Source organism: Virgibacillus sp. 6R (genome assembly GCF_001895305.1).
GTDB lineage: Bacteria > Bacillota > Bacilli > Bacillales > Amphibacillaceae > Virgibacillus > Virgibacillus pantothenticus.
Map to the genome: position 1 here is coordinate 3,850,731 of NZ_CP017762.1, position 24,907 is coordinate 3,875,637.

At 36.1% G+C, this 24,907-nt stretch carries 25 protein-coding genes and 1 tRNA gene; 18 read left to right on the forward strand and 8 right to left on the reverse strand.

From position 1 onward, the window contains the following. Positions 1-97 precede the first annotated feature (97 nt). The 3 genes from BKP57_RS17395 to BKP57_RS17405 all read left to right on the forward strand — a co-directional run bounded on the left by BKP57_RS17395 (position 98) and on the right by BKP57_RS17405 (position 2,111). The gene (locus tag BKP57_RS17395; RefSeq protein WP_072742076.1) at positions 98-769 is read left to right on the forward strand and encodes an RHS repeat domain-containing protein; all 672 of its coding nucleotides are present in this window, start codon (positions 98-100) and stop codon (positions 767-769) included. Positions 770-789: 20 nt separating this feature from the next. Next, the gene (locus BKP57_RS17400) at positions 790-1,275 is read left to right on the forward strand and encodes a hypothetical protein (protein ID WP_050352194.1); all 486 of its coding nucleotides are present in this window, start codon (positions 790-792) and stop codon (positions 1,273-1,275) included. 389 nt (positions 1,276-1,664) lie between these two features. Next, complete coding sequence (locus BKP57_RS17405; protein WP_050352195.1) at positions 1,665-2,111, forward strand: GNAT family N-acetyltransferase; 447 nt, start codon at positions 1,665-1,667, stop codon at positions 2,109-2,111. A gap of 343 nt (positions 2,112-2,454) precedes the next feature. On the opposite strand, the gene BKP57_RS17410 is transcribed toward BKP57_RS17405, so the two are convergent. Beyond that, positions 2,455-3,087 carry a class I SAM-dependent methyltransferase gene (locus BKP57_RS17410; protein ID WP_050352196.1) on the reverse strand — a complete coding sequence of 211 codons (633 nt, stop codon included), beginning with the start codon at positions 3,085-3,087 and terminating at the stop codon, positions 2,455-2,457. Between the two features lie 202 nt (positions 3,088-3,289). Here BKP57_RS17410 and BKP57_RS17415 point away from each other — a divergent pair, with 202 nt between their 5' ends. The 3 genes from BKP57_RS17415 to BKP57_RS17425 all read left to right on the forward strand — a co-directional run bounded on the left by BKP57_RS17415 (position 3,290) and on the right by BKP57_RS17425 (position 5,075). After that, the gene (locus BKP57_RS17415) at positions 3,290-3,811 is read left to right on the forward strand and encodes a hypothetical protein (protein ID WP_072742077.1); all 522 of its coding nucleotides are present in this window, start codon (positions 3,290-3,292) and stop codon (positions 3,809-3,811) included. Positions 3,812-4,247: 436 nt separating this feature from the next. After that, on the forward strand, positions 4,248-4,646 hold the full coding sequence (locus BKP57_RS17420; protein WP_050352198.1) for a YxiG family protein: 399 nt from the start codon (positions 4,248-4,250) through the stop codon (positions 4,644-4,646). 177 nt (positions 4,647-4,823) lie between these two features. Further along, positions 4,824-5,075: a hypothetical protein gene (locus tag BKP57_RS17425; protein WP_050352199.1), complete on the forward strand. Its 252-nt coding sequence runs from the start codon at positions 4,824-4,826 to the stop codon at positions 5,073-5,075. 633 nt (positions 5,076-5,708) lie between these two features. Here the strand turns inward: BKP57_RS17425 and BKP57_RS22555 are convergent. Next, complete coding sequence (locus tag BKP57_RS22555; RefSeq protein WP_169770789.1) at positions 5,709-5,852, reverse strand: hypothetical protein; 144 nt, start codon at positions 5,850-5,852, stop codon at positions 5,709-5,711. 186 nt (positions 5,853-6,038) lie between these two features. Further along, positions 6,039-8,105 (reverse strand): thioredoxin domain-containing protein, encoded by a 2,067-nt coding sequence (locus BKP57_RS17430; RefSeq protein ID WP_072742078.1) that lies wholly within the window; start codon positions 8,103-8,105, stop codon positions 6,039-6,041. A 706-nt stretch (positions 8,106-8,811) separates the two neighbouring features. On the opposite strand from BKP57_RS17430, the gene BKP57_RS17435 reads away from it, so the two are divergent. The 4 genes from BKP57_RS17435 to BKP57_RS22295 all read left to right on the forward strand — a co-directional run bounded on the left by BKP57_RS17435 (position 8,812) and on the right by BKP57_RS22295 (position 12,298). Then, positions 8,812-9,342, forward strand: coding sequence for a sigma-70 family RNA polymerase sigma factor (locus BKP57_RS17435; protein WP_050352245.1), 531 nt, complete (start codon positions 8,812-8,814; stop codon positions 9,340-9,342). Then, complete coding sequence (locus BKP57_RS17440) at positions 9,332-10,231, forward strand: hypothetical protein (RefSeq protein WP_050352246.1); 900 nt, start codon at positions 9,332-9,334, stop codon at positions 10,229-10,231. Before BKP57_RS17435 ends, BKP57_RS17440 begins: the two co-directional genes overlap by 11 nt. A gap of 106 nt (positions 10,232-10,337) precedes the next feature. Next, entirely contained in the window at positions 10,338-11,291 is a 954-nt protein-coding gene (locus BKP57_RS17445) for an LCP family protein (RefSeq protein ID WP_050352247.1), read from the forward strand. Positions 11,292-12,154: 863 nt separating this feature from the next. Next, positions 12,155-12,298, forward strand: a complete 144-nt coding sequence (locus tag BKP57_RS22295; RefSeq protein WP_156875369.1) for a hypothetical protein — start codon at positions 12,155-12,157, stop codon at positions 12,296-12,298. Positions 12,299-12,824: 526 nt separating this feature from the next. On the opposite strand, the gene BKP57_RS17450 is transcribed toward BKP57_RS22295, so the two are convergent. Beyond that, entirely contained in the window at positions 12,825-13,358 is a 534-nt protein-coding gene (locus tag BKP57_RS17450; protein ID WP_072742079.1) for a hypothetical protein, read from the reverse strand. A 321-nt stretch (positions 13,359-13,679) separates the two neighbouring features. Here BKP57_RS17450 and BKP57_RS17455 point away from each other — a divergent pair, with 321 nt between their 5' ends. The 5 genes from BKP57_RS17455 (at position 13,680) to BKP57_RS17475 (ending at position 18,101) form a co-directional block, all read left to right on the forward strand. Continuing rightward, entirely contained in the window at positions 13,680-14,612 is a 933-nt protein-coding gene (locus tag BKP57_RS17455) for a phosphate/phosphite/phosphonate ABC transporter substrate-binding protein (RefSeq protein ID WP_198035007.1), read from the forward strand. 119 nt (positions 14,613-14,731) lie between these two features. Next, the gene (phnC, locus tag BKP57_RS17460) at positions 14,732-15,508 is read left to right on the forward strand and encodes a phosphonate ABC transporter ATP-binding protein (protein ID WP_072742080.1); all 777 of its coding nucleotides are present in this window, start codon (positions 14,732-14,734) and stop codon (positions 15,506-15,508) included. After that, entirely contained in the window at positions 15,505-16,305 is an 801-nt protein-coding gene (phnE, locus tag BKP57_RS17465; protein ID WP_050352249.1) for a phosphonate ABC transporter, permease protein PhnE, read from the forward strand. Before phnC ends, phnE (BKP57_RS17465) begins: the two co-directional genes overlap by 4 nt. Beyond that, positions 16,302-17,069 (forward strand): phosphonate ABC transporter, permease protein PhnE, encoded by a 768-nt coding sequence (phnE, locus tag BKP57_RS17470; protein ID WP_050352250.1) that lies wholly within the window; start codon positions 16,302-16,304, stop codon positions 17,067-17,069. The genes phnE (BKP57_RS17465) and phnE (BKP57_RS17470) overlap by 4 nt, the downstream gene beginning before the upstream one ends. Positions 17,070-17,375: 306 nt before the next feature. Beyond that, positions 17,376-18,101, forward strand: coding sequence for a gamma-glutamyl-gamma-aminobutyrate hydrolase family protein (locus tag BKP57_RS17475; protein ID WP_072742081.1), 726 nt, complete (start codon positions 17,376-17,378; stop codon positions 18,099-18,101). Positions 18,102-18,224: 123 nt separating this feature from the next. Here the strand turns inward: BKP57_RS17475 and BKP57_RS17480 are convergent. Further along, positions 18,225-18,314, reverse strand: a tRNA-Ser gene (locus BKP57_RS17480). Between the two features lie 149 nt (positions 18,315-18,463). Here BKP57_RS17480 and purU point away from each other — a divergent pair. Next, positions 18,464-19,363 carry a formyltetrahydrofolate deformylase gene (gene purU / locus BKP57_RS17485; protein ID WP_050352252.1) on the forward strand — a complete coding sequence of 300 codons (900 nt, stop codon included), beginning with the start codon at positions 18,464-18,466 and terminating at the stop codon, positions 19,361-19,363. Between the two features lie 52 nt (positions 19,364-19,415). Here purU and BKP57_RS17490 read toward each other — a convergent pair whose 3' ends face one another. Then, positions 19,416-20,108: a hypothetical protein gene (locus tag BKP57_RS17490; RefSeq protein WP_050352253.1), complete on the reverse strand. Its 693-nt coding sequence runs from the start codon at positions 20,106-20,108 to the stop codon at positions 19,416-19,418. A 469-nt stretch (positions 20,109-20,577) separates the two neighbouring features. Between BKP57_RS17490 and BKP57_RS17495 the strand changes: the two genes are divergently transcribed. After that, a complete protein-coding gene (locus tag BKP57_RS17495) occupies positions 20,578-21,897 on the forward strand; it encodes a YeeE/YedE family protein (protein WP_050352254.1) in 1,320 nt (439 codons plus the stop codon). Between the two features lie 724 nt (positions 21,898-22,621). Here BKP57_RS17495 and BKP57_RS17500 read toward each other — a convergent pair. Beyond that, a complete protein-coding gene (locus tag BKP57_RS17500; protein WP_050352255.1) occupies positions 22,622-22,801 on the reverse strand; it encodes a hypothetical protein in 180 nt (59 codons plus the stop codon). Positions 22,802-23,033: 232 nt separating this feature from the next. On the opposite strand from BKP57_RS17500, the gene BKP57_RS22300 reads away from it, so the two are divergent. Continuing rightward, positions 23,034-23,195 (forward strand): hypothetical protein, encoded by a 162-nt coding sequence (locus tag BKP57_RS22300; protein WP_156875370.1) that lies wholly within the window; start codon positions 23,034-23,036, stop codon positions 23,193-23,195. An 801-nt stretch (positions 23,196-23,996) separates the two neighbouring features. Here BKP57_RS22300 and BKP57_RS17510 read toward each other — a convergent pair. Beyond that, the gene (locus BKP57_RS17510) at positions 23,997-24,563 is read right to left on the reverse strand and encodes a Uma2 family endonuclease (protein ID WP_050352257.1); all 567 of its coding nucleotides are present in this window, start codon (positions 24,561-24,563) and stop codon (positions 23,997-23,999) included. Positions 24,564-24,907: the final 344 nt, after the last annotated feature.

Consider the following 24,907-nt stretch of genomic DNA (forward strand, 5'->3'; position numbering starts at 1 on the left):
ATTAGAAATATTGATGGAATCTACCATTGGATGACAATAGGATCCTATTGTCATCCAAACTTTTCTCTTAAATGAAAAAAATTAGTAAGGAACAATATTGAAAAACGTCGTTAAAAACAACCATCGTACACTCCGACTGGATTATGATGAGTTAGGTAATGTCACAACCTATTCGCGAGACAACGGTGTTGGAACGACCTATGTATATGATCGAGCTGGACAAGTTGTTTCCATGTCAACCAAAAAAGCAGAGTCAACCGGGGAAATGACAACCATTATCGATGAAACTTACACCTATGATGCAAACGGCAATCGTACCGAGATTCTTTCCCATAACGGAAAGAAAGAGACATTTGCGTATGACCAGATGGATCAATTAATCCGGGAAACAAAGAAGGATGGCTCCGTCAACGAATATAAGTATGATGGATTTGGCAATCGAATCTATCAAAAGATTGGCAACAAGGAAGCTGTTACATCTACTTACAATATACAGAATCAGCTAACAGCCTATGGAAAAGAAACCATCAACTATGATAAAAATGGAAACCGAATAGAAGATGGTACGTATACGTATGAGTGGAATGCAGCCGATCAACTCGTAGCTGTCACGAAAAAAGGAGAAAGTACTCCGTTTGCAGAATACAAATATGATGACGACGGGAGAAGAATTCAAAAGAAAGTAAAAGTTATGATCACCGACAAACTTCAGACGACTAAGGAAAATGAAGAAATATATCACCATAAAAATAGTACAGGCTTTATATAATTGAAAAGGAAGCGAATAAAATGAGGATTTTGTTTAATCATACAGATTCAGCGGTTACCCACCCTTTTTCATTAAGCGATTTTTTAGCCGCTTTTGATGAGAATTTTATTACATCTCATGATTGGATATTTAGTGATATGGAAGCCTATGTACAAATAGATGGAGAAGAAGTTGAAGACCATATTTTTTATCAAGAAAGATTCTGTATTTCTGGGGATGAACTAGCTTATTATATAACTAATTCCTATATTCTTATCGTTTTCGGGTTAGTTATAGCTGTAAAAAAAGGTTCTGTAGAGATTAGGAAAGAGAATTACCCAAAATTATTGGGAAATATGGAATTCTGGGAGATAGACTACGAATCATCTATAACTAATTATGTTATTGAAATTGGATTTTTTGATAGTTCCTATATTCTAGTTTCAAGTAAATCGCCTGCATTAATTAATAAAATTCAAAAAAAGCACCCTGAATTTACGGAGTATCAGGCAGACAATTTAGATTAAATCATTATTTAATCTGTGTTCATTTATATTTAAAAACTTTAGATAGGGAGGTTCTCCTATTCATTATATAATGATGTACATAAAGTAATGTCTATAGTTTACGAATCCACGAGGGGTAAGGATTACACCTTGGTTTGAGGAGCCGTTAGAGTAGAAAGTAAGACGGAATATAAACGATAGCAGCACTATGTTCTTATGTTTACAGTGCGGATGGTTAATTGCTAATGCTGTATTTTGCCACACACAGAGTTAAGTTAGATATAATTTTAAGGAGGTGTTGTTCATGAGAAAGGATGTACAATTATATGAGCGGACAGATGAGGGGATAGCGTTTAACTAGCCGATCAACTGCGTGGTTCCCCTGAATTTTAAACAGAGGTGGTATAGACTTGTATCATTTAACATTGAAACCTATTGACAAAAATAATTGGGAAGAAGCTATTCACTTAAATGTGAAAGCAGAACAGCAACCATTTATAGCATCCAATCTTTATTCTATCGCAGAAGTTCAATTTCTGGATGATTTTGTTGCGAAAGGTATTTATCTTGATCACAAAATGATTGGATTTGCGATGTTCGGAATAGATCCTGATGACCATCAATATTGGATTTATCGACTGATGATTGATGCGACATATCAAGGAAAAGGGTTGGGCGCACAAGCTGTGCAGCTTATTATTGAAGAGTTGCGACAGAACAAGCAAGAAAACATTCCATATGTGATGATTGGTTATCATCCTGAAAATCTTGCAGCGAAAATTGTTTATCAAAAGGCTGGATTTAAAGAGACTGAATTGGCTCCTTGGGGCGAACAACTGGCATCTTTGAGATTATAAATGAGAAAGCAAGCGAAACCATTACCCGCCATACGACTAGCGAATGGCGGGTAATGGATGACTTTTAAGTTAAAACGATTGCTTCACACTTTCAGGGTTTTTGCAGAATAAGAAAGTATAAAATTAGGTGCTTGGAGATAACGAAATAACTGAATAGCCACGTCCAGCTCCATCGCCCAGCAACTAGGCGACTTTAGAAATGCGCCCTACGATAAGTCATCATCGGTTCGTCGCTAAGAGGAAGGCCGACTAAAAACGGGCTTGCCGCTCAGGCGTCGGCATACCCCAGTTTTAGTGGCATGATTCCATTATCTTTAGTTGATTCGTTCCATTCGCTACGTTGCTATACGGGCGCCCTGCGCCTTGGTTCCATCACGATTTTCCGATACATCCCATTCAACATAATAGATGTATCTTCTTTTACAAGTAGCGTTTCTTTGTTTGTATCTTGTAATTTTTCAAAGTTGATACCAATATCAGTACCCAATAACTGAATGAACGGTCTGATGATTTTTTTTAATGTAGAAAGCTCTTTGCCTTTAGGTGCAAATTTATCGAAAATAATAATTTTACCCTCTGGTTTGACCACTCGAACCATCTCTTTTAAACATTTATCGGCATCAGGGACAACTGATAAAATAAGACTTCCTACAACTACATCAAATTGATTGTCTTGAAGTTGCATATGCTGAGCATCCATTTTTAAAAATTGTATGGAAGAATCTTTGAATTTATCTTTCGCCTTGTTAAGCATTTCGGTTGAATAATCAATTGCGGTAATTGTTAATTCTTGATGTTGGACTAACTCTAAATCTGCGCCAGTTCCGACCCCGACAAATAGTATTTGTTGATGATGGGAAAACGGTTCTTCGTGAAATATTCTCTTGCGGGCTGCTAAAAAATTCCCTGCATTAAAGAACTTATCGTAAATAGGTGACCATAGTTTATAAATAATTTCATTCCAACGATTGTTCATGCTTCACCTCTTGTTGTATGAACGAATTTGAAATATTATTATAGTTAGCTTGATATAATGATTGTAGCATAAGGATGCCTCATATACGAGAACATTTTACCTACATATCAGTTTTATACATTGTGTGATGGCAGCTCTTGTTAAAAAATACTTGAGAAAAAGTGTAATATAAAATGCTTGAAGAATTAAGGGGGGAATAAAGATGCGAACTGTTTTAACTGTAATGGAACTGTCTAGCGAACATGCACAATTAGAAATTGTGAATAACGATGTCAACATGTATTCTATTTCCGTTAGTGAGTTTGAGAATTATGTGGAAGAAAATAAAGCCTATATGAAGAATTGGCTCGCTAGAAATGCTTATTTTCCTCCGCAGTTTATTTTTACGACGTATCGAGAAGAGCAAGTGGATGAGGAGCTTATGCAACGACAAATTGATTTTGAACATATGGTAAAAGGATCTAGAAAGGATAATATTTACATTCTTGAAGTCTGCACTAGAGAGCAACTATTATATTTAATAGATCAATATTATTGGTTAGCAGCTGAAAATGAAACGATGCTTATTGCTGATAGTAAGAGTGTCATTCAAATAAAAGAGCGTTTTATTACCAAGTTATATAGTTATATTACGATGGAGGCAGAGGTTCATAAGGGGAACGGTTTTGTTATCGCAGTTGAACATGACGGTCAAGGGATGCAATTAGTGACAACGAAGCATTAATGGATCGGGCTAAAGAACTTACAGAAGACGTTAGGAGATATTCATTTAGAACAGTGGGATACATATTACGGTTTGTAAGTCGAACGAAAATATAGACTTAGAAATACATATAAAAGGGACTATTTTATCCCGTATATGAGGTGCTGTAAGACTCCGACTTCAGGAGTTGTCTTGTACTGCAAAAAGTCTAAGCGGGAGATAACAGTACCTAAATGCCCTATTTTGTAAACGGCCTATAGGTCATACGATTACGGTACTACCAATCGGAGGGGGTGAAAACCACCACTGATTGAAGATTCACTTTATATGGATGGGGAAATTTTAGGAATGGAAAAACTGAATAAGTTATAAACGAAATGATATGTAAAAGACAATTATCAAGTGCTAGAACAAAGATTCATATAATATGAAACCATTATAGCCGGGGTGAAGCAAAGTGTTTAGAAGTATAGAACAATGGGTGGATTATATAGACGAAGGATGTGATATATTATGTATTAATTTTAACATACTTAAAAAAGAATTACGTTTAAAAATTAAAATTACAGAACAAGAGCAATCTATTGAACATCAGATAGTCTTCAAAAATATTGCCAGTCTTTACTTTAATGGTGGAGAGGGAATAACAAGATTTGAACAAATAAACTTTGAAGAATATAATTGGCAAATTTTTGAGTTTAGTTACCATCCAAATGGGATTGGAAATTTAGAAAATGACATGCTTAAGGAGTTTAATACAAATATAAACTTTATTTTTGATATAAATCAGTTATTAATTGCAGTAGAGGCTTATCATGTTTCCTTTGATGCAAACGAATTTATACTTAGAGAGTAAAGACGGTCGAGAAGAGAAAAATGGTTACTTATTAGAATAACAAGTGGAAATATGTAAAATTAAAGGTGAGACAATGAAACAAGACTTAATAAAGCAAACATTCTCGGACTAGAAGTAATTCGACTGATTCACAAATATCAGTCAGATGAACTGTTTATTAATGAGATGAAGGAGCTTTTGGGGAGAACAAAAGAAAATGCCTTAATTGAGGAGTATTTGATTTCGGTTATAGAAAATGGCATTAGTCAACTAAAGACATATTTGAGGCAGTGGCGACAATTAGATGCTGATTTGCAAACATATGCTAGCAAACGACTAGCCGATAAAATGTTTAAGATTTTAACCAGTGTTGTAGCGGTTGAGGAAGCAGCCAGTGGTAACAAGGGAACAAGCAATTGCGGAAGTATTTCTTCATACGATGGGAAATAGCATGAGATAAGTGGGCAACCTGCTCCATTAAAACACTATTCTAAAATCGTGGAGAATAAACATAGCGAAAGTAAAATGGGAAAAAGTGGAATGTGTTGAATTTTAACTCACAAATGCGTGGTCTAACTCCAACGTCTTTAGACGGTATCCACTTTTAGCCTTATCATTTTTGTCTAGTCAAGTGTAACCTATCCAAATATTCAAGCTAGAAGAGTGAGTTTTGGTTTAGCTTTGAGGTTGCTTCAACCTATGATCTTTGAGAAGGGCTTTAGCCTAAAAAACGACTTTAGTCGCCGTCATTTATGTCTAAGTCCACCTGCTTTAGCTGGTGGACTTTTAAGAGGGGTAGTCGAATTGCTTCCCCTCTAGACTGAATGTAGATTTATAGTAGCGTTGGGTTGTGAACGCGTTTATTTATCCCGTAGATAAGATTGCTGTAATACTGGCACTTCAGGAGTTGGATAATCTACTGCAAAAAATTAAAGTGGAAGATAACAGCACCTAAATGCCCTGTTTCGTAAGAAGTCTTTAGGTCATACCTTTGTGTCGCTAACAATCAGTGGGGGATGAATGAAAACCATCACTGATTGAAGATTCACTTTATATGCCTTTGTTCGTCCTATTTTAGGATATCTATGCGTTCGATTGGTCCTCGGCTTTTTCAGCTAATTTACTGGCAATCCACCGTTTGGCTGTTTCTTCATCGACTTCATATACTTTTCCGGCACGCAATAAATCACCGTGATATGCAGTTTGGACGTTCATTTTTACTTTCATTATTGATAGCTCCTTTTCATCCATCGTTTAAATATTTAGAGATTCTTAAGAAATAAGTATTATTATATTATAGCACGAAATACAGTATATCGTTTCTGCACTATTGCATACATGTACATAAAAAAGTACCCCTATTGTTAAAAAAGTATCTAACAATGGGGGTGCAGTTTATGCGTAAAACGGCAATCATTCTTGTATATAGCGAAATGCCTCAGCTGTGCTAGTTGTTGGCTGCTTACAAGCAAAATTTTCGCAAACATAAATAGTTGTTTCTCCATCAATCAATCGATAGGCACTTGCAAACGGTGCAAGCTTTTCCAACGAATCATCTTCGGAAAATGACAATATCGTTATATTTGGCAAAAATATCTGTTGAAGTTGTTGTAAGAAAGCTTGTTTTTTCAGATCGCTATTAGGTCCAATGACAACAACTTGTTTAGAGGGAAATTCCATTCGTTGCAGGCTTAGCAGGAAAAACGGACTTCCTGACGCCTGTGTTTTGATATCGTCATGAAAGGTATAAAACATCTCTTCCACATAATCCAGATAACGTGTCTCACCCGTTAAATATCCCATACGAACAAGCATTACTGCTGCGACACTATTTCCTGATGGAAGAGCGTCGTCATATACCTCCTTATCTTTAGCAATGAGTGTTTCATTATCATTTCCAGAAAAATAAAAACCACCATGTTCGTTATCCCAGAACAATTCAATCATTTGATCAAGTAATTGCTTCGCTTTTTCCAGATAGGGTAGGTGAAAGGTGGACTCATATAATTCTATATAGCCCCATAGTAGGAAAGCATAGTCATCTAAATAACCAACGTGTTTTGACTCGCCTTTTCGGTAGCGAACCATTAAGCGACCATCTTGATATAAGTGATCTTCAATAAACTGGATCGCTTTTTGGGCCATCTCTGTATAATTGCTATTTTGGAATACTTTTCCTGCTTTTGCCAATGCAGCAATCATTAACCCATTCCACGCCGTTAAAATTTTATCGTCTACATGAGGATAGGTCCTTTTTTCACGAGCTTCAAGCAATTTCTCTCGAGACAATACAAGTTTTTCTGTTAAGCTTTCCAGTGAAACGCCTGCTGAAGCAGCAACTTGCTTCAAGTCTTGGTTGATCAAATTTGGTATATTTTTACCTGAAAAATTACCTTCTGGTGTAATTTGATAAGCAGCTTTAAAGAGTTTACCGTCTTCTTTTCCTAGTACCTGATCTATTTCATGCTCTTCCCACACATAATATTTTCCTTCAATACCCTCTGAGTCCGCATCAATAGCGGAATAAAAACCTCCATTTGGGTGAGTCAATTCTCTGGAAACAAAGGCAATCATTTCGTTGCAAATGTTTTTATACGCGTCGCGTTTGGTTAATTGGTACGCCTCAGTATAAGCAATAAGTAAGAGGGCATTGTCATAGAGCATCTTTTCAAAATGTGGAACAAGCCATTTTTTATCTGTGCTGTAGCGGGAGAAACCGAAGCCGATATGGTCGTAAATACCACCAGCAGCCATCGCATCCAAGGTCTGCTTAGCCATCTTTAACGCCCCTTTATTACCTGTAAAATAAGAATGGTTTAATAAAAACAGTACGTTATGAGGCATAGGAAACTTTGGAGCATGTCCAAATCCTCCATATACTTTGTCAAATCTGTTTTCCAGCTGATCAAACGCCTCATTTACATGCGATCGTTTAATCCGGTTTACGCTTTTTTCTGTTTCGGTTAGTCGGAGGGCATTTTCGACTTTGCTTGTAACATCCGCTATATGTTCTGGGTCCTGCGTGTATGTTTTATAAAGCTCTTGGAGTACATTTACAAAGCCTGGCATCCCATATTTATGGTGTTTGGGAAAATAAGTTCCTGCATAAAATGGGATTTGATCAGCGCTCATAAAAATCGATAGCGGCCATCCACCTTGTCCTGTCATCATTTGGCAAACTTTCATATAAATCGAATCAATGTCTGGTCGTTCCTCCCGATCCACTTTGATCGAAACGAATGTTTCGTTTAGGATAGTAGCAACCTCAGCATCTTCAAACGATTCTTTTGCCATAACATGACACCAATGACAAGTACTATAACCAATAGAAAGGAAAATGGGTTTATTTTCTTCTTTTGCTTTGGCGAAAGCTTCTTCAGACCATGGGTACCAATTCACAGGGTTATATGCATGCTGTAAAAGGTATGGTGATTTCTCTTTAATTAATCTATTTGCATGTTTCTTATTATTAAACATCATTTTACACATCCTTTTTTAATTTCTATTTTAAGTGTGTATAAGAAGCGATGAAAGTATAACCCATTATGATATACTATCTGTTTTCTGAAAATAATAATTTTAAAGTGGTACTTAGAATATAAAGAATATGTTGTTATTAACTTTGAAATAATTCATGGGTGACACAAAAATGAATAATTCAAACAGGACACAATGAATGTGTTATATAAAGCCAATTTTATAATGAAGGTTCATGCAAATTTTTCAAAAGATAATACACTAAAGCATTTTTAAGAAGGTTTAGCAGAAATTTTACAGTACTTTAACACTTTGGTTGAAAGGGAATGAGCTTGTTGTTTGCAAACAAGCAACATATGAAAAAGGAGATTAATTAGGGTTATAATAAGAATGAACTGCATTAATTTGATTGACTCCAATTTTTAACATCCAATATACCCCTGTTTTATATTCATTTATTTTTTGTTATATTTTTTTAATTTTTTTAAAGCCAAACAACTTGGTAAATTGTCTAATATATAGATGGTCAATTGTGGATGGATTGGCTGGTAATGCATTGGGTAAAACAAGTCGATATATACAGTAAAAAAAATCGCACTTAATCTTTTAAAGGATATGCAGCTGGATACATATAGGTGATATATAGTCGTGTAAATAAGAGAATAATTGGTAGTATCCAATAAAAGAAAAGGTAGATACATATGTAGAGGTGGTAATTATCAACCAGCTAGTAAAGAAAGCACAAAAAGGTGATGAAAAAGCGTATATCATTCTTTTTAAAAAATACGAAGAAGATATTTATAGAATGGCATATATGTATGTTAGAAATCAGGAAGATGCACTGGACATTGTTCAAGAGACAGCATACAAATCATTTGATCAAATAAAAACACTGAAGCAACCGGAGTATTTTAAATCTTGGTTGATTAGAATTGCGATTAATACTGCTATAAATCAGCTAAGAAAAAAGAAGAATATAGTTCATTTAAGGCCGGATCACATAGATATCATGTGCGCTAATGAGCACGATGTGCCCCTTCAAATGACACTTAAAGAATTGATTGAAGGTTTAAATGAAAATGAAAAGAGTGTCTTGTTGCTAAAGTTTTATGCTGATTATACCATAAACAGAATTTCAGGCATATTAGATATGCCTATTGGCACAGTGAAAACGATTTTATACCGTTCTTTGGAAAAGCTGCGTAAGCAGTTAAATAAGGAGGATATCTATGAGCAATGATATAAAACGCGAACTTGAAAAGATTGAAATTCCCAAAGAGTTACATGCAAGGGCAAAGCTGGGAATCAGGCAAGTGAAACACAAAAGAAAGAAAAGGAAAAGATATCCCAAATGGTTAATCGGAGTGGCAGCTTCATTAATGATTTTGGGAGCAACTTTTACAATTGGCAATTCTTACATAGCAGATGCAGATGGAACTTTGATAGGAAAGATTTTTGGATCAGGTGAGCAGCTTCAAAAAAATCATCCCAATGTAAAAGAGTATGTTCCAAGAATGGAACGTCACTTGGAACTGGCGAAAAAAGTTCTTTCGAAAGAAGAATTTGAAGATTACAGTCAGCTAACTAAAGAAGACGTTGAAATCGATACAAAAATAGTAGCGGAAAACAGAAGGTTTCCTAATAAAGAAGAGATGAAAAAGTTGGATAGAATTCAATCGAAGATAGAGGGTTATGAAGAAAGGATAAGAAAGCTGACAACCCATACATTGGAGGAAGCACAAAAAATGGTCAATTATCCAATCAACCGGCCAGCATTTATACCCAAAGGATATGAGTTGGAGGAGGAAACAGCGACAACGGGGGAAGAGCATATAGGAGAAGATCCTGTGGTAGAAATACAATATAGGGAAAGTGAAGGAGAATTTGGCTTCTATACGATTATAGGAAAAATAGGTAAGACTGAGAAAAACTGGACAAAGCACTTTGACAAAATCGATTCATATCAGCTTAATGGATATGATTTTGATTATGGCAGCTATGTTGATAGTAATATACATGAGATGAGAGTAACGATTCCGGAACAAGGCTATGAGATTATTATGAGTGCGGATTTATTATCTAAGGAAGTGATGGAAAAGGTATTGCTATCAATGATTGAAGAAAAATGAGTCTAAAAGCTAAAGAGTCTTTATTGAGTGTAAGAAAAATTAGGTACTAAATGTTTATCATAGATAAAAAAGAATCACTGCGTAAAGAGGGAAAGAGGAATATTAAATGGACAAAAAGAGAGTAACAATAAAAAAACGCAAACTAAGAAAGAAGAATATATTTTTCCTAATAATAGCCGGAATGCTTGTGTTATTCGTAAGCGTAATTGGGTATGCGTATTGGCAGTATGAATCTGCGTTGAGTGCTTCTGAGGCTGATGTTGGCTCTAACCAAAAATTAGATATTGAGTTTAATGGGGTAAAGGACAAATTTGGTAATATCAATGTTCTACTATTGGGTGTTGACTCTAGGGGAGAAAAGCATCCCAGATCCGACAGCATCATGATTGCGCAATACGATCAGGAAACTAAGACACCAAAAATCGTTTCTATCATGCGGGACAGCTATGTCAATATCCCTGGATATGGCATGAACAAAATAAACGCAGCAGAAGCACTGGGAGGTCCTGAATTAATGCGTAAAACCATCAAGGAGAATTTTGATGTAGATATTCAATATTACGCACAAATTGACTTTAAAGGATTCACAAAAATGATTGATAAAGCATTCCCTGACGGAATCGAAGTTGATGTTGAAAAAGATATGTCAAAAAACATCGGTGTGTCTCTGTCACAGGGTAAACAAACTCTGCATGGCAAGGAACTGCTTGGTTATGTTCGTTTTCGGCATGACGCAGAAGGTGACTTTGGAAGAGTTAATAGACAACAAGAAGTTATAAAAGTTCTTGCGGAAAATATTATCAGTTTCACTGGTATTACACATTTTCCACAAATGGTAGGCACTATTCAACCATATATTGATACCAACGTGGAAGAAAGATTGGTTTTATCCGTAGCAACCAGCTTTATCAAAGAAGACAGCAAAATTGAAACCCTCCGTATTCCCGTTAATGACGGGTACAGAAACACTCGTGTGTTAATCGGGGGCGATAATGCTGCAGTGCTGGAACTGGATTTAGAGAAGAACCGAGAAGCTTTAAAAAGCTTTTTAAAAAGATAGGAAAGCATAAAATGATGTGCTTGAGGATAACGAAATAACCGACTAGCCACGTCCGGCTCCATCGCCAGCAACGTTGCGACTTTAGAAATGCGCCCTACGATAAGGCCTCATCAGTTCGTCGCTAAGGGGAAGGTCGACTAAAAACGGGCTTGCCGCTCAGGCGTCGGCATACCCCTGTTTTTAGTGGCATGATTCCTAAATCTTTAGTTGATTCGTTCCATTCGCTCGTTGCTAAACGGGCGCCCCGAGCCTTTGTTTATAAGGAATGAGCCATACAACAACTGGTTGCATACCTAACTATATCAATGTGTATTGCCCACTTCAGCTCGGAACAGTTAAGTACATTATTAAATAAATAAGCCATTTCCTTAGCCAGAGACTATATGCGGAACACTTACAATGATTTTAAGGAAGGTAGAGACCATTTCCTAGCATATGATGGAGAGATAAATGAGTAAGATATACTACCTTAGTATCAGATCATACTTCTACGAACGGGCAGTATGCGATATATTAATAATGGAAAATCGTAGATGTCACTGCTAACCCAGATTTTTTAACAGCTAAAAAGACTAAAGAATGTCTTTTTGTCACATAAGGTATTTATATAATTATTTTTTTACAATCAGCATTTCGTACTAGCAAATGCAGATGAAATGTAACTTGCAACTGCAGAAGAAGTTCTCTCAACGGAGGAATTTGAAGATTACAATAAGTAAATTAAGGAAGTATCGAAATGGTACAAAAATATAGCGAGGCGGAAGGTTACCCAATAAAGAACAGCTAAAAAAACTAGATGAAATTCAAAGGTATTTATGAATAAAGGATGATTAAGCTGATAACTCACATTGGAGAAAATCTAGATGATGGTCAATTATCCGATCAACCGACCAGCTAATATACAAAAAGAATATCAGTTTGAGTGGGAAATAGCGATACGGAAGAAAACAATTAAGACCCTGTGGTTTAAATACAATATAGAAATGGTGAAGCTGGCTTCTATATGACTATAGGAAAAGTAGATAAGTCTGTGAAAATTTGGACAGAGATATACGACAAAATCGACTCCGTGACAAAAATTATTAAATTCGGTACAACTGCATGAGCTACATTGTTGGTCTCTGCAATAGATGAAAATTGCATAGTCACAAAGTTAATTCAGTTAAAATAGCTGACTCCTCGCTATTTGATGTTGGAAGCATAACCAAAAGAGAGATTCGTAGTCAGTTTGACATGGAGCCTCGGCGGATATGATTTACGAGCCAAGACGCCAATATGAAAGGGATATTGGCTCACGCATAGAAATGGTATCATGCCGCCAATCCACGTAGAACTTCCTAAACTACCTTCTGCTCCCATACTAAATAGCGGAGAGAATTAATCGATTGGACGTTTTATTCAAATGACAACGCAGCTCACCTCTTTCATTTAGTACTATTAGTTTTGAAAGCGAAAATGTATTATTGATGCAATTGATTAATTTAACTTTAACAAATCCATTTACTCACTTGTAGAACTCTCTTCTTTTACATGTTATATATCAAGTAGCCCCTCCACCCATTCAGCTTCTTCTTGATATATTTTAAACATAAAATACATCAAAATAGTAAGCGCAAATATGGGGCTATTTTCTTCAACTGTATCTTCAAATTGAAAGGTTGTCTTCAGGCTAAATGTTCCGATTTTAATCTTAGCCACTCTAAGTTTGTTTACCTTTATCTCTAAATCTCCAGACCAGTTTTCTTCAATTAAAATATCTTGACCATCCATATTCCCCACAACACAGAAATAAAGGATGTTGCTTCCCAATTTATCTTTAAAATCATATTGAATGGATTCTGTACATAGTTGATACTCTGCTAATACCAGTCGTTTCCAGCCATTTTGCTTCATCCCTAACACAAAATAATCCTGTTCATCAGCACTTATATATGAAAACACACTATCTTTTTCGAGTATATCTGAAATGGTTTTCCGTATATATCCAATTTCATTTATGTCCGTTGTTACCGGGATTGCTTTTTTACTTGAAAAATAGATGACATCTTTTAAATAATAGGTACGCATTCTTTTCCCCCCTTGTTCTAAATATTACGGATAAAGTTCCACAAAGTTTCACTCGCATGGATTTACTAGTTTAGATAAAATTACATTTATTTTACAGCTAATTAACAGTAGCAAAATAATTATTTTGTACAATTAATAATAAGAGTGCTTGGTCAGAGGCATCATGCCACATAAAGAATATTTCTGCAACGCTAACCAATTTCACCAAATTATACGTACACGGAGGTACATAAAACAAGTCAATGAAATGATTTGAACAAAATATGCTTAGTGTATTGGAAAAGGCATTCTAATTTCTATACAAATGAGGGGGTAATAAGCTTGAAAAAAGCAAAATTTATAGGACTATCTTTAGTATTATCCATGGGGCTATTATCTGCTTGTGGAGATGAAAGTGATAACGCGAATGCAGAAAAAGGCGAGGAAAAATTGGAAGAGCTGTCTGTACAATTTGTACCTTCGCAAAATGCAGATACGTTAGAGGCCAAAGCAAAGCCTTTGGAAAAGTTGCTTAGTGATGAATTAGATATTCCTGTTGAAGTAAGTGTATCGACCGACTACAACACTATCATTGAAGCAATGGATTCAAAACAAGTTGATATCGGATTTTTACCACCAACAGCATATGTACTAGCTAAAGAAAAAGGATCGGCAGATGTGATGTTACAGGCGCAGCGCTATGGTGTAAATGATGATGGTTCTCCAACCGAAGAACTCGTTGATTCTTATAAGTCTATCTTTATTGTTAATAAAGATTCCGATATTGAATCTGTTGAAGATTTAAAAGGAAAGAAAATTGGTTATCAAAATGTAACTTCATCTGCAGGCTTTGTTTGGCCGGCAGCTACATTATTAGAAGCAGGCATTCATCCATTAAATGATGTTGAACCAGTAACTTTAAAAGGGCACGATCAAGCATTGATTTCTTTGTTGAATGGAGATATAGATGCAGCTGTAACGTTTCAAGATGCACGAAACATAGTAGCAGGAGACTATGAAGATGTATTTGAAGAAACACGAATCATCGAATTTACAGAACCAATTCCTAATGATACTGTAGCCATTCGTCCTGATATTGACGATGAAACGAAAAAAGCAATCACGGACGCCTTTATTGCCATTGGGAAAGATGAGGAAGGTAAGAAAATTATTCAAGAAATTTATTCCCACGAAGGGTACGTAGAATCCAAAGATAGCAACTTTGATATTGTTAGAGAATATGAAGAAAAGGTAAGTAAGGAAGTAGAAAAATAATGGTTTTAGGATAATCATTAATTGATACGATTAAGCTAAAAATAGCTTGGTTAAAAAAGAAGGCTGCTCGCCAATTGCGAACAGTCTCCTTTTACTTCGAGAAGAAAGTAGGGAAAACCTTGATAGAATTAAGAAATGTGTCTAAAGTATATCCCAATGGAGCGCGGGGATTAGATAGGATTGATTTACAAATTGATGATGGCGAATTTGTCGTCATTGCCGGATTATCAGGAGCGGGAAAATCCACTTTTCTTCGTTCCATCAATCGTCTGCATGAAATTAGCGAAGGCGAAATTATGATCAATGGGAATTCGATAACCAAAGCAAGAGGAAACGAACTGTATCGAATTCGGAGAGATATCGGAATGATTTTTCAAAACTTTAATCTTGTACGTCGTTCAAGTGTAATGAGGAATGTACTCTCTGGCCGGGTTGGTTACCATTCAACATTAAAAATGTTGCTTGGATTATTTTCTAAACAGGATAAAGCACTCGCTATGGATGCTCTTAAACGGGTGAACATAGCGGAAAAAGCATATATTCGAGCTGATCAATTATCAGGTGGTCAACAGCAAAGGGTGTCCATAGCTCGTGCATTAGCGCAAGAAGCCAAAGTTATCTTAGCTGATGAGCCAGTAGCCTCCTTAGATCCTATTACAACGAAACAAGTGATGGATGACTTACTGCGAATTAACCAAGAATTACATATTACGATGGTGGTCAATTTGCATTCCGTAGATTTGGCTAAAGCGTATGCCAGTCGAATTATTGGTTTAAATAAAGGGAAAGTCGTATTTGATGGTAAAGCAGCCGAAGCAACAGATGAAGTATTTGCATCTATATATGGAAACCAAAACCATGAACAAACAACAAAACAGATAGGAGTCGCAAAATGAGGGAATCACAAATGAAACAGTCGATGGCAATGCTTGCTCCTCCATCCAAGTTAAAGCCCATTTCCACAGCACTGCTTCTAGTAGTACTCCTTCTTTGGGGCGGTTGGCAAATTGAGTTTTCTCTTGCGGAGTTAGTTCGAGGGCTGCCCAATATGTGGGATCTCATGGTACAATTGGTGCCTCCAAATTGGGAGTACTTTTCAGTTATTACTAAGCCAATTTTAGAAACAATCCGCATGGCGGTAGTTGGAACAACGCTTGGAGGGTTGCTTGCTTTCCCATTATCTATTTTAGCGGCACGAAATGTTTTTCGCTCTGTATGGGTGACAGTTCCTGCCAGATTTGTTTTAAATTTAATTCGTACAATACCCGAGTTATTATTAGCAGCTTTGTTCGTGGCCGTTTTCGGGATTGGACCTATTCCAGGAATCTGTGCGTTAATGTTATTTTCCATTGGTATTATCGCTAAGCTTTTCTACGAATCAGTGGAAGCGATTGATCCAGGTCCGCTCGAAGCAATGACTGCAGTTGGTGCAAACAAGCTCAAATGGATTTTTTATGGGGTAATTCCACAAGTGATGGCATCGTTTATGTCTTTCTTTTTATATACGTTTGAAATTAACATTCGTGCAGCAGCGGTGCTTGGTCTGGTGGGAGCAGGGGGGATTGGATTATATTATGAACAAACGCTTGGCTTTCTTGATTACGGAAAAACAGCTTCCATCATTATCTATACGTTAGTAGTTGTATTGATTATCGATTACTTGTCTACAAGAATAAGGGAGAAATTAACATGAAGCGAATACGTCTTATCATGATTATTGTTATCGTTTCTGCTATCTACATATGGGCTTTTTCAGGATTGCCAAAATTAGAATGGAAGGATACGTCGGTGGAAGTTGTATCAGCTATTTTTTCTGGGCTGTTTCAACCAGATTGGGATTATGTGTATGATCCTGATGGCGAAGATTTACTTCGTGGGTTGTTGGATACATTAGCTATCGCTTTACTAGGAACGTTTATTGCAGGGGTTCTTTGTATCCCGTTTGCTTTTTTGGCTTCGAAAAACATTGTCAAGTCTAAATTAGCTGTTGGGATAAGTAAATTTATGCTAAGCTTTATTCGCGTGTTTCCAGATATTGTGCTTGCTTTACTATTTATTAAAGCGGTTGGACCAGGGGCTTTTGCTGGTGTTTTGGCATTAGGCATTGGTGCGGTAGGTATGCTTGGAAAACTCATTTCTGAAAGTGTCGATAACGTTGACTTAAGTGCAAAAGAAGCATTGATTGCATCAGGTGCAAACCCCGTAAAGACTTTTATTTTTGCCATTGTCCCCCAGGTGCTGCCCAACTTTTTCTCGTTTATTCTGTATCGATTTGAAGTGAATGTACGAGCGGCGGCAGTTCTGGGCGTAATCGGTGCTGGCGGGATCGGCACACCGCTAATTTTCGCTTTGAGTGTAAGAGATTGGGAGAGAGTAGGCATTATTTTATTAGGAATTATTCTAATGGTTACGTTTATTGATCTGATATCAGGGAAAATAAGAGCAAGATTTATTTAAACATAGGTAAGAAGCAGTCTTTATATTAAGGTGAAGGCTGCTTCTTGGTATCTAAATAAATAAAATATGTGAAACTAAGCCATTAACATAAATAATAATTGATACGTAAAGGCAAACCTTAATACACTTTTGGCGGGAAAAAGCTTTTACCTATAGGTCAAAATGTTAAATCAGTAATCTTATTTCAAAAAACGGAAGAGACAACTTCCTTGAACCATTTTAAGGATAGCAATTCCCCTAAAACAGCCGTATACTAAATGAAAGTGAAAAACAAGATTGAAAATTCGTTATAAGGAGTGTGTATCATTGAATCCCGTTATCGGAATAACCCCATCAATACAAAATGAAACGAATATGCATTTTGTCAGCGCTGCTAATATTGCTGCAATCAAAGGGGCTGGAGGAATTCCAATCATTCTGCCTTTTGTAGTATCAGAAGATCAAATTCGGCAAATTGGAAACATGATTGATGGTTTGTATTTAACTGGAGGAAATAGTATTGACCCAACCTTATTTCATGAAGAACCACACCCGAAGTTAGGTGAAATCAATCCGATTCGTGATCAATATGAAGTTGCCATCATAGAGGAAATGCAAACGCAACAAAAACCTATCTTAGGTGTTTGTAGAGGGTGTCAAATTTTAAACGTTGCACTAGGTGGTGATATGTACCAGGATATTTATGCGCAAATAGATGGGGAATTATTACAGCATAAACAACATGCCCCTGCTAGTCACGCCTCTCATTTTGTACATGTAAAAGAGGAGACATTATTAAGAGAAATTGTAGAAACAGAGAGAATAAAAGTAAACAGCAGGCACCATCAGGCTAACCGAAATCCCGGGAAAGATATACAAATTTCTGGGATAGCAAGTGATGGCGTTGTAGAAGCAATTGAAAGTAAACAGGCTCCATTTATATTAGGGGTGCAATGGCATCCTGAAGATTTGGCAACAGCTGGAGATACAGTCTCCAAAAGAATTTACAATGCGTTCGTGCAAGCGTGTAGTGAAAACGAAAACAACACATAGCCTAAATAAAAGAAGGGTTGCCTTGCCGTAAAAGGATTATCTGCAACCTTCTTATTTTCATTTCATGTGACGTTTATAATTTGAACCAAATAACGCTCTTCGCTTGTTTTTTTAAGCATAAAACGGAGAAGGTGGGATTCGAACCCACGCGGCGCTTGCACGCCCTAACGCATTTCGAGTGCGTCCCCTTCAGCCAGACTTGGGTACTTCTCCCTATAAATAAGAACAATAAATATTGTAAGAGAAATTAATTGCTATGACAAGTTTTTTGCATGAAAATCTTAAAAAATAGATGAAGGATTGACTGTTTGCACAAAATAACATAAAGTATTATACAAAAATAAATGATTGAGGTATCAGCAATGAATCACTACATGAAGAAAAGTATCCAACAGTACCAAGCGGAAAATAAAAATAAAGCAAGATTGTTAATTAAGTGTCCAGATCAGCCAGGCATTGTCGCTGCTGTTTCCGATTTTTTGTACAGACATGATGCAAACATTATTACTTCGGATCAATATACCCTCGATCCGGATGGCGGACAGTTTTTTATGCGCGTAGAATTTTATTGTCCACAATTACTGGAAAAAGCAGAAGTGTTAGAGGAAGCATTTCAATCAATTGGTGAGAAATTTGCAATGGAATGGCAGTTATTATACGTTAGCCAGTTAAAGAATATGGCGATTTTTGTTTCCAATGAGCCGCATTGTCTGATGGAATTGTTATGGGAATATCAAAGTGGGGACCTTATGGCACATATCGCTCTTGTTATAAGTAATCATGAAACGGCTCGAGAAACAGTGGAGTCGCTTGGAATACCCTTTTATTATATCCCAGCAAATAAAGATATTCGCAAGCAAGTAGAGGAAAAGCAACTTCAATTATTGAATGAGCATCAGGTGGATGTCATCGTGTTGGCGCGTTATATGCAAATATTAACCAGTGATTTTGTTAAGAATTACGAGCATCAAATCATTAATATCCACCACTCCTTTTTACCAGCCTTTGTTGGGGCGAAGCCTTATGAGCGGGCTTATAAACGTGGTGTAAAAATGATTGGAGCGACCTCTCACTATGTGACCAATGATCTGGATGAAGGTCCGATTATTGAACAAGATATCGGCAGAGTGGACCACAGAGATAATAGCGCTAAAATGAAAAAGATTGGTCAAGCAATTGAACGAGTAGTATTATCCAGGGCTGTCAAATGGCACCTTGAGGATCGAATTATTGTACATGAAAATAAAACAATCGTGTTTTGATATGTAAATATAACTATCGTCCTATGAAAATAGCCTGCTTGTAGAAAGCAGGCTATTTTGACATCAATTTGGCAGTATAAAGTTTCCAATGCAGATTTTGTTTTGCGTCACCACTTGACATAAGCGTTCCTTGAATGGTTACTTTGTCCCCAGCCTTTAATGTTTTCTTCGGAGTATTTTTCCCAAAATCAGCAAGAAATACTTGGTATGCCTCATTTTTCTTGCTCTTTTTAACCTGAGACCATTTCTGGTCTTTATATTTGTCTCCTCCCCAGACGTAGACCTTTTTTCCTTTTGCTTCCATCACATAACCTTTCCAAGTTACCTTTTTGCCTGATAAGTGTTTATCCCAAGTTTTCTTTTGTGTACTATCGTTAAGTTTTTTGTATTCTTTCGTAAAAGCTGGGAAGTTTTGTAGTGACTTGATTGTTTTTTTCTGTTGGCTAGAAAGTTCATTGCTCTTCTTTTTTCTTTTATCATCGTCGTCGTCATCGTCATCATCGTCATTTAATTGCTTATCCACATCATGTTGTTTCTCTGCTTTATCCTGTTCTTGATTTGCATATTTTTCTTTTAAATCGTCTGGTGTAATGATAGCTGCTATGATAAATAAAACAAGCGAAACGAGCGTTATCATTCCGCCTTTATATTTTTTCTTTTTGATAGCACCCATAATTAATAATACGATACCAACCGTGATTCCCAATGATGCAATAGTGCCTAATAACGTACTAATAAAGGCCATATGTATTCCTCCTTCCAGGTAATATTATCATAAAACAGGAAGGAAATGTATGATTTATTTTGATACTTAGGTTGCTCACGTGGTTGAAGAAATATGATGGTGTATTAGTTGCTTGTAACTGTGTAAAAGCGCGCCAAATAATATGTTATATATCTAAGTTATACAAAGGAATATCATTCAATGATTCATTCCTATACGATTGGTTATAACCTTAATATAAGCTTGAGATTACATTCAGTAACAACAATTTTAAGCCTGTCTGGATATTATACTTTCTAGAGTATATTTTTATGTCAATGTAATTGATGAAGCCAACACGATAATTTGCAAGGATTCTGCCATTTTTGCTTTGTTAAATAAAAAAGCAATATTTAAATTATTTTAATACGAAAAGTTTACATTGACTAATATTGGAAAGTTAATTAACATATATGTGAAGTGTTTCACAAATTTTGGAGGGAATTATCTCATGAAAACTAATCAAACCACCATTCATCAACCGAAGTTCAAAACGAACACATTACTGATTCAATCTATTATCGGCTTAATAGTAATTGCTCTTGTTGGATACTTCGGGTCATTTCTTGCTCATTCAAGTCAAAAATTAACGTTGTATTTATTAACTGGAGTGGCATTAGGCTATATTTTGACACGCTCTACTTTTGGCTTTGCTGGTGGAGTGAAAAAAATTTATGTAACTGGGTTTGGAGGTTTATCAAGAGCACTAATAATTATGTTTGCGATTACAATGATTGGTATGATAGGAATACACTGGTATGCTGCAGCAAATGGTGCCGTACCAGCATTTATGGCTGAAGCTGGAGATACAATTATACCTGGTTCTAAATCGGTTAATACACTTAGTATCGCAACGATTGCTGGAGGTTTTATCTTTGGTATTGGGATGATAATGGCAGGCGCTTGTGCTTCTGGAACATTGACAGATATTGGCGAAGGTGCTACCCGCGCTATGATTGTGTTACCATTTTTTGTACTCGGGACAGCCCCTGGAGAATTGGTAAGATATAAAATACATGATTCTGCTTTAGGGAAATTCAGTACAACGATGTATTTACCTCATACTTTTGGTTTTATCGGTGCTCTACTTGTATCACTTTTCGCGCTTCTTTTACTTTATATATTAGTTAACAAATATGAAGCTTTTAGAAAAAAAGAAGGTTTTTATGAGGAAGAATTGTTTGCTCATGACGAAAAAGCCATAGAGGCAAAAAGGAATTATAAATTTTTTAGTTATGAAACTTATCATAAATTTTTCATTGAACGTTGGAGCTTTTTAACGGGCGCTATTTTATTAGCAGTAATGTTCATTTTTATTGTTAATACGACAGGTTCAAGCTGGGGTGTTACATCTGCTTTTTCTAGATGGGATGTCGCATTCTTGCAAAACTTAGGTTTTGAGTTTAATTCGCCAGCATTCACAAGTATTCTAGAGGATGTAAATAATGGTTTGTTGAATCACAATGGTACAATAAGGAACATTGGTATTATATTTGGCTCTTTAATTGCCTTGCTTTTAGCTGGTAAGTTCAAATTTAACTTTAAGTACTCCGTGAAGGATGCCTTCATCTATGCTGGCGGTGGATTGATTATGGGATTTGGAGCAAGATGCGCTGGTGGTTGTAATATCGGTGCTTTATTTTCAGCCATATGTAATTTTTCATTAGCAGGCTGGGGGTTTACGGTTGCTCTTATCCTTGGTGGTATAGTTGGGTTGAAACTATTTGAAGGAAGGCTTAATATTATTCCTCCAAATAGACATAGAAGATAAACGTTAACAAAATACTTAGGAGAAATTTAGCTTGCTAAAGTCATAGTAGTTATTATGGTGCCGTAGTATGCATGACATCTAAATATGCTAGGGAGAGACAATTCCATCACAATTTAAAGGCTAGGCAGTGCGACAAGTCAAAAGCGATCGCGTATTGTTAAAAGATTAATGGGAATTCTTTCACCTAATAGGAAAAGTTTAAACTTATCAATTAAAGCTGACAGCAAGGTATATTTAAATCCCGTCAAAAAATATGCAACCGAGGAAAATATCTCCTCAAGCATTAAGGTATATGCAAACCTGACGTAGGATAAGTCTAGATCATCCAGTAAGCCTACAAAATCCTTTAAAGTAGGTCAAAAAAGTAACCGTAAAAAAATCACCTAGCCAATTTGCTGCTGGTGGGTCCATTGAGAGCTTTGTTAAACGAAGTAGCTACAAGGGGCATTCAAGTTAGATCAGATAGAGTCTTTTAGATGGCATTATGTCATGGGGATAAAAAAGACGTGTATGAATCAAAAAAGCCTACTCCTTTATCCCGTATATAAAGTAAGGTGCTGTCAGACTCCCACTACAGTAGTTAGATAATCTAGACTGCAACAAGTCTAAGTGGGAGGTAACAGCACCTAAATGCCCAATTTCGTAAGATGTCTTTAGGTCATACCATTGTGGTACTAATCATCAGTAGGGGATGAGTGAAAACCCTCACTAGTAAATCTAAAGTTTAAAAAAATAAGAACAGCGTACCAGCTATTAGAATATAAGTACCTAATAAGACCAATCCTAATCTTCTAAAGAACACCTTTTTGCTGTTTCCTTCTTCTTTATTTTCAGAATATATCTTCCAAACACCAAAAATAACTAAAGCTATAGCAAAAAGCATAGGTACATTTGTATATGACATTTGTTCCCTCATTTCTCAACTAGTGATTGTTATTCGATGGGCTATAATTTAGTTAATAATATTAGTATATCACTAAAGACTAAAGAAAATTTTCCACATAACAACTTCGCCAGACTACTCCGTACATAATTTATCGTTTGAGCAAAGTTTCTAGCATTTCGAGCAACTTGACAAAAGAGATAAGTACCCTAATAATAGTTGGATGGATATTGCGTTTTAGGAGCTGACATCATTGAAACTATTGACTACAATTGTTTACGTATTTTTGGTATTATACTTAGCTAATAAATTTGAGTTTGAAAAGAATTGGGTTTATTTAGTAACTGTGGGTCCTATTGCGATCGGTGGGGGATTATTTATTTTACATTTGTTTGATAAAAATAAGTCCAGCTAGTATTAATGGAAAATTTTTTATTAAATTTTTTCTTTCACAACAAAACCACTTCCTGTAACTATAATCGAAACAAGTTTAGCGGGAGGTGGAATAATTTTTTAAAAAAAGAATAGCCACATAAAAGAGCTATTTATCATATGGTCTGAACTGCCCTCTGTCTACTTGACAGGGGGCAATTCATAAACAATAAACACTTTTTGTGATTTTAGATATTAAAGACTTCTATCCGTCTACTTAGGATTATTTTGTTTACGGTTTCTTTAGAAAAAAATTAAAATGGCGATAGATATATCCAAGATAATTACTCAATTTACAACTGAATCACTTTCTTCCAATAATAAAATTAGACATTTACCTTAGGGTTATTCTACTAGTCCCGTTGTTAAGTGTACTTTCCTACTTAAATCATTTTTATGAATTCCATAAATATGTTGAACCAGAAGGTATTCGTTTTACATGCTTTATAGATGACTTAACGTTTTCTTCGGAAAAATTTATTAGTAAAACTTTCAAACGTATTGTATATAGAATCATTCAAAACTATCGCTTAGATGTAAACCACTCAAAAACTCGGCATAGAACATTTAACAAAGAAATTAATGTAACCGGTGCCATCGTTAAAGATGGTGAGAAATTTATTCCTAATAAGCTACAAAAGAAGTTATATTTTACATACGTAGAGCTTGATGAGATAGAACTTGTCACAAGAAAATTACTGCTCATGCTAAAAAAAGTCAGTCCAGATGTTACATTTGGACTGACTTTTTTTAGGGACGACAGAACCGTCCCCGCGTCCCGCTGTTATTGCTGAAAAAGCTTCTCAGCATCAACTGAAAAATTAGGAAGCACTGTTGATGTCACGATACCTTTTTCCCGGACAATGTCTTTCTGTTCGTATTTCGCTTTTTCATTCAAGGCATATACCATGATTGTGTTCAGCAGGGGGTTCACAATCCAATACTCTTTGACCCCATACTGCATATATAAATTCAATTTGGTAATGAGGTCATGCGCCTGATTGGATGGGTTAATTATTTCAATGATCATGGTAGGAGCACCTGTGTATTGTTGATCATCCAGGCCACTTTTGTCACAGATGACAGACAAATCAGGGATAACCACTTTATCTCCAGGAATATTTTCATTACTTAGTTTCACATCGAACGGTGCCGAGAAAACCTCACAATCATCGCTTTCTAAAAGGTTGTATAATTGCGCGGCTAATCGCATAGATAGCCGCTGATGAACGGTGGAGGGTGAGGGTGACATGTAAACGACGCCATCAATATATTCAAGGAGCTGATCGGTTTGCTCCCGCATTTGGTAAAACTTTTTTAAGGAGACAAGTTCTTCGTTTGGTAAGCTCATTTTACTCACACCCCTTTTTTTAATTGTATAGTATTATCTGTCATTTGAAAAGTTACACCAACCTTTTGGGGGTGGGGGCGGGGGCCATGTACCATATCACCTTACGTGGCAATCGGAGAACAGCATTGTTTCACAACACTCCGTATTATCAGGCTTACTTAGATATATTAGAGGAGAATAGGTTTTACTATCCATTTCATCTCCATGCATATTGCCTCATGACAATCCATATACATCTCCAATTAGAAACTATCAATCATGATATAAAGCGAAACTTCAATCAGTGGGGATTTTCCTTCAAAGAAGCATGAAAACCGTCCCGCCGCTTCTTCCTAATAGTTTAG